Origin of the sequence: Bradyrhizobium sp. CCBAU 45394, assembly GCF_028128655.1 — a bacterium.
In the GTDB taxonomy this organism is placed as follows: Bacteria; Pseudomonadota; Alphaproteobacteria; order Rhizobiales; family Xanthobacteraceae; genus Bradyrhizobium; species Bradyrhizobium diazoefficiens.
Genome location: NZ_LBIX01000153.1, coordinates 48,465 through 59,988, shown reverse-complemented (window position 1 = coordinate 59,988; position 11,524 = coordinate 48,465). Strand labels below are relative to the sequence as shown.

11 protein-coding genes and 2 pseudogenes are annotated in these 11,524 nt (G+C 60.1%); 8 read left to right on the top strand and 5 right to left on the bottom strand.

What is annotated here, in order from left to right:
* The first annotated feature begins 367 nt into the window (after window positions 1–367).
* Window positions 368–640 (top strand): hypothetical protein, encoded by a 273-nt coding sequence (locus WN73_RS16635; protein WP_271553824.1) that lies wholly within the window; start codon window positions 368–370, stop codon window positions 638–640.
* A 446-nt stretch (window positions 641–1,086) separates the two neighbouring features.
* Window positions 1,087–1,812, top strand: coding sequence for a LuxR family transcriptional regulator (locus WN73_RS16630; RefSeq protein WP_097669888.1), 726 nt, complete (start codon window positions 1,087–1,089; stop codon window positions 1,810–1,812).
* A 372-nt stretch (window positions 1,813–2,184) separates the two neighbouring features.
* Here WN73_RS16630 and WN73_RS16625 read toward each other — a convergent pair whose 3' ends face one another.
* Window positions 2,185–2,910 (bottom strand): outer membrane protein, encoded by a 726-nt coding sequence (locus tag WN73_RS16625; protein ID WP_271553822.1) that lies wholly within the window; start codon window positions 2,908–2,910, stop codon window positions 2,185–2,187.
* 521 nt (window positions 2,911–3,431) lie between these two features.
* Here WN73_RS16625 and istA point away from each other — a divergent pair.
* Complete coding sequence (gene istA, locus WN73_RS16620; protein ID WP_442870110.1) at window positions 3,432–4,946, top strand: IS21-like element ISBj11 family transposase; 1,515 nt, start codon at window positions 3,432–3,434, stop codon at window positions 4,944–4,946.
* Window positions 4,943–5,752 carry an IS21-like element ISBj11 family helper ATPase IstB gene (istB, locus tag WN73_RS16615; protein ID WP_271553817.1) on the top strand — a complete coding sequence of 270 codons (810 nt, stop codon included), beginning with the start codon at window positions 4,943–4,945 and terminating at the stop codon, window positions 5,750–5,752. The genes istA and istB overlap by 4 nt, the downstream gene beginning before the upstream one ends.
* A 681-nt stretch (window positions 5,753–6,433) precedes the next feature.
* On the opposite strand, the gene WN73_RS16610 is transcribed toward istB, so the two are convergent.
* Together WN73_RS16610 and WN73_RS16605 are read right to left on the bottom strand one after the other, a co-directional pair.
* Window positions 6,434–6,679 (bottom strand): hypothetical protein, encoded by a 246-nt coding sequence (locus WN73_RS16610; protein ID WP_097668612.1) that lies wholly within the window; start codon window positions 6,677–6,679, stop codon window positions 6,434–6,436.
* Between the two features lie 378 nt (window positions 6,680–7,057).
* Window positions 7,058–7,769 (bottom strand): annotated as a pseudogene (locus WN73_RS16605) (IS630 family transposase); the annotation flags it as partial.
* Between the two features lie 153 nt (window positions 7,770–7,922).
* Here WN73_RS16605 and WN73_RS44685 point away from each other — a divergent pair.
* The 4 genes and pseudogenes from WN73_RS44685 to WN73_RS16590 all read left to right on the top strand — a co-directional run.
* The gene (locus tag WN73_RS44685; protein ID WP_442870109.1) at window positions 7,923–8,195 is read left to right on the top strand and encodes a transposase; all 273 of its coding nucleotides are present in this window, start codon (window positions 7,923–7,925) and stop codon (window positions 8,193–8,195) included.
* An 89-nt stretch (window positions 8,196–8,284) separates the two neighbouring features.
* Window positions 8,285–8,539: an IS66 family insertion sequence element accessory protein TnpB gene (gene tnpB, locus WN73_RS16600; protein ID WP_202633234.1), complete on the top strand. Its 255-nt coding sequence runs from the start codon at window positions 8,285–8,287 to the stop codon at window positions 8,537–8,539.
* Window positions 8,540–8,848: 309 nt separating this feature from the next.
* Window positions 8,849–8,959: a transposase gene (locus tag WN73_RS16595; protein ID WP_271553816.1), complete on the top strand. Its 111-nt coding sequence runs from the start codon at window positions 8,849–8,851 to the stop codon at window positions 8,957–8,959.
* Window positions 8,960–9,085: 126 nt separating this feature from the next.
* Window positions 9,086–9,208, top strand: a pseudogene (locus tag WN73_RS16590) (IS66 family transposase); the annotation flags it as partial.
* 179 nt (window positions 9,209–9,387) lie between these two features.
* On the opposite strand, the gene WN73_RS16585 reads toward WN73_RS16590, so the two are convergent.
* Together WN73_RS16585 and WN73_RS16580 are read right to left on the bottom strand one after the other, a co-directional pair.
* The gene (locus WN73_RS16585) at window positions 9,388–10,122 is read right to left on the bottom strand and encodes a hypothetical protein (protein WP_271553815.1); all 735 of its coding nucleotides are present in this window, start codon (window positions 10,120–10,122) and stop codon (window positions 9,388–9,390) included.
* An 885-nt stretch (window positions 10,123–11,007) separates the two neighbouring features.
* Entirely contained in the window at window positions 11,008–11,385 is a 378-nt protein-coding gene (locus WN73_RS16580; RefSeq protein WP_097668512.1) for a NolY, read from the bottom strand.
* Window positions 11,386–11,524 lie beyond the last annotated feature (139 nt).

Sequence of the window (11,524 nt, the reverse complement as noted above, 5' to 3'; positions counted from 1 at the left end):
CCCTCCCGCCAACTCGTGCCGCGGCTCGCGCAAATGGCGCTGTCGCCTTTCCTCCTTATGTCATGATTGCTTCAATGCACTTACTTTGCAACCAACCGTCCGCCTTTCAAGCCTTTGTCCCGACGGTTGATTTTCACGAAATCAACAGTTGGTATGACACTTGCTGTCCGACCCCCGGGGTCCTCCCTTCTGGAGATGCGCATGCAAAGTGTCCTCTACATCAAGCAGATCTCGCGACCGCGCGTATCTCCCATTGCGCCTTTGACGTGGCCATTTTCTGCCCCTTCGATTCATTTTCGCCGGACCTGCCGGACGGGCCCGCTGAGACGCCGGCCAATCATGCGAGGGGTCTGGCTTCGGCTGTTCCGTGTTGCTCATCGATCGCGTCACCGACGCCGTCATAGGGCGGAGGATCAGCCAACTGTTTGCGATGGCAATTCGCAAGATCGGGAAGAAAAATGACGCTCCTGTTGTCTTCGTCGGCAAGCAGAGAATGGATACCGACAACGCGCAGGTCGAGTCCGGCACCGCCAAGTGCATCGGCGTGCTCTACCTTAGCTGTATCGCAGAGCTCAGTGCCCAGGATCTCCTCGTGCTCGGCCTTGAGACAATGCGAAGCGTCGTTCGGACAGGACCTTAGTTTCTCGCCATCCAATCTGAACAGAGCCGGGCCTGTAGCCGCTCGTGCTGCTTGGTTCGCCTCGCCAGCTGAGTCGCCAGGGCCCTCGGACTTTCTATCACTGCCAGACCATCAACATGGACGACGGCGCGGTGATCTCCGATTTGGCCAGTGCGTCATCTGCGAGCTGGACCGATCACTTCGCATGTACAACGGCGCTTCGATTGCGGCGTGCCGCTCGGACCAGGGATGGTGGCGGCATCTCGGCTGTTTGACGGGACGATCATGCCGGCGCAGCCAGCGGCAGGGCAATTCGGGAATGGCGTCTGACGCAGCGTGCGAGCGCTCAGACTTCACGAAGAACAAACCCAAGAGTTCAGGTCATGGAATGGAATTTAGCTCTGCCTGAAACAAGCGTAATCGAACACAGTGACAGCGAGCTTGATCGGCGTTCTGAGGCGCCCATCATGGATCTCTTTAGCTTCACCGAATGCGCGAACCAGACGCATTCGCTCAAAACGCTGTTCGAGCTCCTTGTAAGCTGTGCCACCGAGGAAGGGTTCAGCGAAGTCGCTTACGGCGCTCTCAACTTCGTCGAGCCACTTCGGCTGGCGGAGTGTCCACCTCCGACTGTGGCTGTGAAGTGGCCGCCAGACTGGTGCGACCGATACTTCAAACGCAAGTACCATACTATCGATCCGGTGGTCCGCCGGACGCCGATGCTTTCGCGGCCATTTTTGTGGGATCAACTCGCCGCCCACTATCAACTTCAACCGGACGAGAGACGCGTACTGGACGAGGCGAGAGAGGCGGGCCTGAAGCATGGTATGAGCGTGCCATTGTTCGGCCCGTTGGGTCGGGTATCTGTGGTGTCGTTTGCATCTGCATCCGATGATGCTGATCCTCAGGACCACATCGGTCATCTCAATGCGCTGGCCTGGAACTTTCACACTGCCTATAGCGAGATCGCTCGTCCCTCCAATAATGGTTGCGACCGAAAAGTGGCACTATCTCAGCGGGAGGTAAATTGCATGCGGTGGGTGGCGGAGGGGAAATCGTCATGGGAAATTGGAATGATCCTGGGAATCAGCGAGAATACAGTCAATTTTCATATCAAGAATGCGATGCGAAAGCTGGGTGCGACCAGCCGGATTCAAGCGATCGTTATGGCTATTCGCCTCAATGTTCTTTGAATTCATCAGTCGAATGGAACGAGCACCAACTGCCAAATTTGTGTTTCCAGCTTCTAGGCAAGTTCAGCATGGCACTTTCGGCCAAATCGCAGATACAACGCTCATCGAGACAAGCGATCTCAAACCTCACGCTGCCTCAGGTTGTGGAGCTCCATAACCGTCGGCGACGTGTCGAATCGACTGAGCTGGTCCGCCACCGTTGGATTCAGGCGGCGTCGTTCCATCCAGCCGGTGACCGAGGCTTAGCGGCTTAGCCGCGCTCGGGCCTGGTGCTTCGGAAGTGCGGCAGGGATGCCGCGAGGGAGAGGAGCGTCTGAAGAAAGAGCCCCGACCGTGGTCGGGGCCCCGATTTACGCAATCGCCTGGAGATCACTATTTGGCAAACGCCGGGCCAAACTTGAAATTGAGCCGTGCCGTGATGAGATCGACGTCCTGGTGGACGCGATCGGCGCCAAGGGCCGTTGGGAAGCTTACGTTGCTGTGCTGCATGAACAAGTGGGTATACTCGACGCCAGCTGACCAGTCCGGCGTGAGGCTGACTTCGGCACCGGCGCCCAGCGCGCCACCCCAACGCACATCATTGTTTTTGGCAATCTCGGTGCCAGTAGCCACCGAGTTGACGTGATAGGTGTTGCTGGTCACCGCAGCACCGCCCTTGGCGTAAAGCATCACAGCATTGAACGCGTAGCCGATATGGCCGGTGAGCAGACCGAACGCATCTGTCTTGGTGCCAATAGTATCTGCTGGGAAGGCGGTGCTGACATTGGAGCCGCTGAAGTCGGCCCAGTTGCCCTGGCCTTCGATGCCGTAGACCATTTTGAAGATGTGCCAACGATAGCCAATCTGCCCGCCAATGGTGCCGCCAGTCGAATTATGGCAACCCTCGGGAGTGACGCCATTGAAATCCCAGCAATTGCGGCTCGTTCCCCAGCCGCCATTGACACCGATATAGGAGCCGGACCAATCGATAATCGGGACTGCGACCGGCAGCGGGGGCGCCTTGATCTTGACGGGCTGGCCGGCGAAGTCCGCGCCGAATGCGGGAGCGGCCGCACTGAGTGCGCCGATGCTTGCGGTCAGAATCAGAAAAGTCTTCATTCGAGTGTCGTTCCTTTCGATGCCCCCCGGCGCCGTGCGTTTAACAATATGATCGCGAATTGCTGTAACTGCGGCACAACATGTCTTCGAAAGAAATGGGGCCAATCGCACGCCGCGTCAGATTGTGAGCCGCGCAACTTGCCATGCACTGCCTTGACCGAAATGCTGCGGCCTGACAGTGGTCGCTTAGCGCAGGTCCTTCTTTGAATGCGATCCGTTCGTGATGGCCTGTGATGCGACAAAATGCTGCGAGGTGTTTGGCGAGGCCAGTAAAGTGGAATCTAGAGCAAGTCGGCGACGAGGCTGCACAGCCGCGCTATTATTCTGCCGCGCGGCGAACAGGATGGAAGTGGAGCGTCGACCAGGATGAGAGGGCTACGCCGGGCTCGTGACGCAGGGAGGGCGTAGCCCGACCGGAGTTACGAGCCCGGCGTCGGCGCGATCCACAGCGGACCGCGCCGACTGGTGATCGCGACCGGCTGGTTATGCAAGTGGTTCTTCCGCCAAGAGGAATCACTCGCGTGCCAGGCCGACACATTACCGATCACCAAATGAGGCTCTACATGAAGTACCGTCAGACCGATAGCCCACCCGTGGCCGCCGCCAAGGCGTCGTTCAGCACCTCGACCGCTTACCGGATCGAGAAGGATCGACGCCTTCCGTCGCAGAAGAAGGCTCCCCGCGGCCGTCGCCGGCCAGATCCCTTGGCCCGCGTATTTGAGACAGAGATCATGCCGATGCTGAAGGCCGCCCCCGGTGTGCGGCCGGTCACGATCTTCGAGGAGTTGCTCCGACGCCATCCCGAGCTCGGCGCCGGCATCCGTCGCACGCTGGAGCGCCGGATCCGGGCCTGGCGGGCGATCCACGGCGAGGAGCAGGAGGTCATCTTCCGCCAGACCCACGAACCCGGTCAGCGCGGCCTGTCCGACTTCACCGACATGGGCGAATTGGGTGTCACGATCGCGGGCGTACCGCTCGACCATCGTCTCTATCACTTCCGGCTGGCCTATTCCGGGTTTGAGCACGCCCATGTCGTGCTCGGCGGTGAGAGCTTCGTCGCTCTGGCCGAAGGCCTGCAGAATGCCTTGTGGTCACTCGGTGGGGCGCCACGGGAGCATCGCACCGACAGCCTGTCGGCCGCCTTTTGCAATCTTGACCGCGACGCCAAAGACGATCTGACGCGGCGATACCAAGACCTCTGTGCCCATTACGGCACGCGGCCTTCCCGCAACAATCGTGGCATCGCCCACGAGAACGGGGCGATCGAGAGTTCGCATGGTCATCTCAAGCGAGCGATCGGCGACGCGCTGTTGCTGCGTGGCACCGCCGACTTCGACGATCTGGCTGCCTATCGTGGCTTCATCGATGAGATCGCCAGCCGCCGCAATGCCCGCAACGCCAAGCGGATCGACAGTGAACGTAGCGCACTTCAGGATCTGCCGGACCGCCGCACGTCGGACTATGAAGAGGTGATCGTCCACGTGACATCGTCCGGCGGCTTCACCTTGCGCAAGGTGTTCTACACGGTGCCGTCGCGCTTGATCGGCCATCGGCTGCGGGTGCGCCTGTATGACGATCACCTCGACGTGTTTGTCGGCGGCACGCATCTCCTCACCTTGCCGCGCGGGCGGCCGCATCCCAATGGCAAGCACGATCAGGTCGTCGATTATCGGCACGTGATCCATTCCTTGCGGCGCAAGCCGATGGCGCTCCTCAACCTGGTCTACCGCGACCAGCTGTTCCCCCGGGAAGCTTACCGCCGAGCCTTCGACGTCTTGCGCAAACGCTTGCCGGACAAGAAGGCCTGCCGGATCATGGTCGATCTCCTCGCACTCGCCCATGAGCGCGGTTGCGAGGCCGAACTCGCCAATCAGCTCACGGCCGACCTGAACGCCGGCCGGCTGCCCGACCTCAACCGGCTACGTACGCACTTCGCCCCGGATCCCGCCCAGGTGCCGAACGTCGTGGTGCGCCTCGCACCGCTCGCCGCCTATGAATGCCTCATCGGTACCGCCGAGATCGGAGGCGCCGCATGAGCACAACTAACGTAGTCGACACCGCGCGCCTCAATCTGTTGCTCAACGAGCTGCGGCTGCCCGCCATCAAGGCGCTGTGGCCGCAATTTGCCGAGCAATCCGATAAAGAAGGCTGGCCGGCGGCGCGCTTCCTCGCCACCATTGCCGAGCACGAGATCGCTGAGCGCGGCCGCCGCCGGATCGAGCGCCATCTCGTCGAGGCGCGGCTGCCTACCGGAAAGACCTTTGACAGCTTCGACTTCGAGGCCGTGCCGATGATCTCCAAGGCGCAAATGACCGCGCTCGCCGCCGGCGACGGCTGGCTCGGCAAGGGCGCCAATCTGCTGCTGTTTGGTCCGCCCGGTGGAGGCAAGAGCCACTTGGCGGCAGCAATCGGCTTGGCCCTCATCGAGAACGGATGGCGCGTCCTGTTCACCCGCACCACCGATCTCGTGCAGAAGCTCCAGGTGGCTCGCCGCGAGCTCAACCTCGAGGGCGCCATCAACCGCCTCGATCGCTTCGATCTCGTCATCTTGGACGATCTTGCCTATGTCACCAAGGACCAGGCCGAGACCAGTGTGCTGTTCGAGCTCATCAGCGCACGCTACGAGCGACGCTCTTTGCTGATCACCGCCAATCAGCCCTTTGGAGAATGGAACAAGGTCTTTCCGGACGCAGCTATGACCCTCGCGGCGATCGATCGCCTTGTTCACCACGCCACCATCGTCGAGATGAACGTCGAGAGCTATCGCAGGCGCACTGCCCTCGAGCGAAAGCGTGGTCCAGGGCGGCCACCGGAGCACGCGACACCAAAAACGCTCGCTTGATCGACGCTCCGCGACAACCAGAGCCAACAAAACGCTTGCGCGCGACAATCATCGCGGCGATCATCATCGCGCCGCGACACTGACTCGCCATCCTGATCGCCGCGCTCTTCCGACCCAGATCGTCGCGCTATAATTATTCCCTGGCGCCAGGAAAGGCATACCGTTTTCTCTCCTGACCTTGGGCTCGGCACGAGCTTGCGCAACTTCAAGGAAGAGCCTCGTCAAGCGCAGCCGCATCGGCTTCTTGACGCCCCTCGATCGAAGTAGAGATTGAGGAACATCGTGCTACACTTGTAGTAGGTCCGGAGCTACAAGCGATCGAGGTCTGTGATCGACCATCACCGCATCGCTCATGAGCTTCCTGCCGGAAGGATGAGCCTCAGCGCCCGAGACGCGTCCTCGATCAGCGGTCATTTGCCGAACTCTCTGAACCGCGAACATGCACGGAACAGGTTGGCCCAGCCTGGCTTTGGCGCTAGCTAGTTAGCGACAGAAGGAGCGGGTCGCCAGAAAAGCTGCACAGCCAACAGTCGTCCCGAACGTGCTCGTCTCCAGCGGGGCAGAACATGAGTGGAGGAAGGTCAGCTGGACCACGCTCTGACCCGGTTGTTTTCCTGCCGCATAAGATTCCCAAGAGCCTTAACGAAGCCAAACCCACCTGGCAGTAGAGGTGCAAGCGCCTTATTGCTCGCTCGACGGCGCCAGTTCAGCCCGCAACTTGCGTATCGCCTCGTTTGCAAGATTCAAAGTATTCCGTTCGCCGTTCCTTATCGAACACTCAAGGAAAGTTCGCAGTCGGCTATGAAGGACCGTCTTGAGATTATGCGCCAGCAACGGATCCTTCTCGATGAAGCGCCAAGCTTTATCAAATGCGACGCTCACGATAGCATCTCGCACCTGCACTTGCTCGGATGAGAACTGATCCATCTCAACACTCCTCGATGTCCTGATACAAGGAAGTACCTTGCAAAAAGCTAACCGAGGGTCCGTGGCTTGTCCCAGCAAGTAGGACATCAGGGCCGCAGCCCGCTTGCCTATCGAGCCGCTCTCGGCGCTTCAATGAAGTTTATAGATGTTTGTTGAAGTTCCGATGACCGTCGTATTGCCAGGCGCGATTCGAATAATTCAAAGGCGCTTTAAGCGAGCACGCGTTGTTACTGGTTGTCATGCCGCTTTTGGAATCATGTGGCGTGTTCCGAACGCTACTTGTTTTCTTTCTGCCATGCGCCCGCGGCCCGTCGTCCTGTTGTTCGACCCTGCGCATGGCCTCCTGCTCTCAGTGCGGTTTGCTCCAGGTGAGGCCCACTAGAGCGTTAGCCGGTCGGGTGGCAAATATCCTGCGGCAGCGAAGTAGTTTGAGAATTCTGCGGGCGTGTAAGTGTCGATGATGCGGTCGATAGCGTCCCAGAGACCGCACGACAGTGCATTCGGCAGCCTTTCTCAGATTTGCTTTGAGCTTTGCGAAGGCGTTCTCTAGAGTTGAACGGGGCTGTAGAGCGGAAGATAAAGGAGCGTTGCGCCGGCAGCCTCGATCATCTCGCGGACACGCGGCCCTTTGTGGCTAGAGAGGTTGTCCATGATCACGATGGCATCGGTTGGAAGCTCGGGGACGAGCACCTTTTCGACATAGGTCTCGATGGCATCGCGGTTGATGGGACCATCGAGCACCCAAGGTGCGATGATGCCGCGTGTGGTTAGAGCGGCTACGCAGGTAGTTGTTCTCCAATGGCCGTGAGGAACGCTGGCCCGCAGCCGTTCGCCGCGCTGGCAACGGCTATGCGTTCGCGCCATGTTGGTCGATGCCCAGGTCTCATCAGCCGGTTCCGATTGAGCTTGTCCTGGCTCTCACGCCAGGCCTCGCGCCGCGTCAAGACATCCGGGCGATCCCGCTCTGTGGCATGGGCGATTTTTTTTTACGCGCGATCTCGTGGCGCTCGAAGAAGCGGCGGATCGTGCCATAACCAAGGGATAGGCCTTGTTTGCTCAAGCTATCGCGCAATTCCTCGATGGTGATATCGGGCGTGGCCTACAGCAGAGGTAAGCGCGAAGCCGATACCCTGGCTTCAGAGTAGAACGTATGTGCGAAGAAGCCTCCCACTTGGAACGGAGGTTTGGATGGGATTGAACAGCAAAAAAGGACGTCCATTTGGACGGCTCGTCGGCAAGGTCGGTGAGCCGGCTGGCGGTTCTTGAAGGGCCCTCGGGACGTCGCGTGCGTTCCGATGCTGAGCGAGCTCGGACCGCCGTCGAGAGTCTGTTACCGGGTGCCCAGGTGTCCGAGGTGGCACGCAAGCACGGAGCGACGCGCTGGCAGATCTACGATTGGCGACGCGGTTTCGACAGCGGGGCATGTTGCGGCCGTGCGAGGCATTGCAGTCGACATTCGCACCGCTGGTCGTGGAAAGCGCGTTGGAGGAGCGTCACGTTCCGGCGATCAGCTTGAGATCGAGATCGGCGATGTCGTGCTGCCGACGGATACGGCCAATGATGCCAAGCAGCTGTCTCGGTGATCCGCGCAGTGCGAGCGTCACGATGATCGCGGCCGGTGCCGATCTGAAGATTTACATCGCGACGCGGCCGATCGACTTCCGCTGTGGCCACGATGGGCTTGCGGCGAAGGTTCAGGAGATGCTTCGTCTCGACCCATTCAGTGGCGCAGCCTTCGTGTTCCGATCAAAACGAGCGGGCCGGATCAAGATTTTGGTCTGGGACCAAACGGGCCTGGTGTTGGTGAACAAACGCCTTGAAGGTTGCAATTCGCTTGGCCAGCGATCGCGGACGGCGTGATGCGCATGTCGCCGGCGATGTTCGCGGCCTTATTCGAGGGTCTGGATTGGAGGTTGGTCCGCCCGGAGGAAACACGACGCCAGCAAGCGGCGGGATGACTGCGACAGAATGACTCGGAAACTATTTTGAACGTGGCATGCGCGGCGACGATGTGCTCGAAATAGCGCATGAGCATCGCGGCGCTGCGCGATGAAAACGAACGCCTGAAGGCGCTTTTGGCGCAAACGCGGGCGGCCTTGAGCGAGCATCAGGGGGGCACTGGCGGCGTCGGAGGAGGCCCGGCGTCGGCTGGAGGTCATCCTCGGCGAATTGCGACGCGAAAAGTTCGGTTCGAAGTCCGAGAAGCTGCGGCCAGATCAGTACCATTTGCCGCTCGAAGACGTGGAGATCGCGCAAGGCATCCTGGACGCGGCGCAGTAAAGAGCCGAGACGGTCATCCAGGGCCGATCGCAGAGCGATCCTGATCAAGGTTCTCATCGCAATCGCGGCTGCTTGCCTGCCCATTCCGCGAGTGGAACGGATCATCGAGCCTGCGAGCACGCTCTGCTCGCCGATAACATCCGCTACGCTCAATCATTGGCGGGACTGACCCGCTTCCTCGACGACGGTCGTCTCGAGCTCGACACCAATCCGGTCGAAAACGCCATCCGGCCGATCTGCTTGTGCCGGGCATGAGGTCGGAATCGAAGACCTCATGCCGTGGCGATTCCGCAAAGCGTCAAGCCTGCGTCCATAGGGTGACGACGCCGTCCGAAAGGACGTCGCCAAATGCTCCTGCCGTCGACGACGTCCCGAAGGTCTGCTGGCAGCACGGCTATGCCCGTGCCGCGGGCTGGGCTATGGAATACCTATTCGGTGGGCGCGTCGCCGTGCGGCTGTCCAGGCCAAGCGCCTGCGTTCAGCGACGGTTTGACACTAACAAGCCCATCTTGTCGCAATTCGGCCGTGTGGGGCATACCCAGCATGGTGAAAGTTGTGGTCGGGGAGGTATTGGTAGGCAAGAGTCCGGCCCTGCTTAATATGTTGATCTGCGCATCCGAGGCCGTATGGGGCAAGAAGACCCAGAGGTCGGCTATAAAACGTTCGTTTTCTGGAATGAAATCTGTGAGTTCCAACAGCGCAGCCCCGGCGGACGAGGACGGCCCGGCTCGCGACGGCCCGGCTTGCGATGGTCCAGCCTGCGATCGGCCGGCTTCCACATGCTGCCAAATCAGCTCAGGATCGAACTCGGGGAGTTCCGCGATGGCTTGAGCAATCGGCTGCTGCGAGCCGGGTTGCGGAGAGCTTTCCCTGTCGGCCACCAATGGCCCGGGGGAGGGCGCAGCCGGCGCATATAGATCATCGTCCCAATCCAACAGTGATGGATCGGGATGCCCCGACTCCAAGTATTGCGAATAGGGATGCCCGGCGTCCAGATATGGCGAGTAGGCTTCGCCCTGCTGCACGGGAGACCCCGCAGCACGTGGCGGAGCACTACCTTCGAACTCGCTCAGCAGGTGCTCAAAGCCCGCTGGGTCCGCGGGCGGTGATGGTGAATCGGGCTGCGGGCTCGTGTTCGTTGGGCTGATTGAGTTGAAATCCATTCTGTTCCTCCTTTGAAAGGTTGGCTCGAGCCCTAGTTCGACGGAGGCCATTTGCATTGCGACCTCCAGAGAAGCGTTTCGAAGGCTCGTGTGGAGTGCAGCCTCCGAGCTGCCGGCAAAATGGCGCCAGCCACGCTTGCCGTTATTCCGAGCATCGGGTGCTCCATTACGATGGATAGGCGGCATCGCCGTCGTCTAGACATCCGCTCTCCCATGCTAAGAGAGTGAGCTTTCGAGAAGCTGACGAGCGTCAAAAGGATTGGCAATGAGCCAATGGAGACGGCATTGACCTCCGCCGAAAGCTGCCGCGCAATCTCAATTTCATCTCTGGCCTGGCGCAGGCTCGCGCACGATGCTGTCCTGACGCGGCGCGTCTGAAGAATAGGGGGCTTCCGGTCGTCCATCGCGAATGACCGTGGGTAAGCGCGAAGCCGATACCAGCAGAGTCAGGATCGTCGTCTGATGGGCATCGATCAGATCTTGTTCCCGCTCGCGCATTCGTCTGGCCGGACGGGAGGCCGGCGGGCATGGCGAAGCCGCTGTCGATGGATCTTCGCGAACGTGTACTGACCTGTATTGCAGGGGGCATTTCTGCCGGCAGGCTGCCGACGCGCTTATAAGACACCATAGCTATCAGTTGCTCGAGGAACAGCAAGGTCTAGCTGGATCGAATGTAGCTGTGGCATCTCCGGCGCGAGGTGGTTTAATAGGGGCGCCTGCTTTCGAACATGGTAGCGAGCAGTTGCGGTATGGAAAGCCAGCGGAAGCGGCGCGCTTACGGGACGGTGAGCCCAGAAACCCCGAGCCGTCGATCCCTGATGCGTACGGCCGTAGCACGACTTTCAGCCCAGCGATAAACGTTTCGAGAAAAAGCCAAATGAAATCTCAGCCCGCTGCTGCACGTGACAGAATTAGTTTGGCGATCTTCAATTGGTTGGCGGGAGTTCGCAGCACTGCCGGTAATGCCGCCACTGCCTGATCGAGAAGACGTCCCAAAACCTGAAGGTCTTCGGGGTCGTAAACGCCACGGTCTCGCGACAGTCGCGCTGTTCGCCGGTCGCCAGCGCGGCCAGCGGTTCTCGTGTCGCCGGGCTGGCCGAGCTCCAGTTCCGCCGTAATCATTTGGTTTGTGAGTGCGTTAAGCAGTCGGATCGCTTCGAGCTCGTTGCCTTCTTCGCTTATGAGGGCAGCCACGATGTCGAGTTGAAGGTCGATGCGATTCTCGAGGTCCTGTATGCGTGAATTGGAAGGGTCAAGTTCCACGGTGTTGCTCCAGAGTAGTTAAATGCAGGGCAGGCTGGGTAACGGTTGTGTCGTGCTTCCCCGTTCGCGAGACGGCAGACGCGACGCTAGAATGAATGGCTGCTGCACCAGGCATGGTGCGCACGCACGGTCGCCGAGG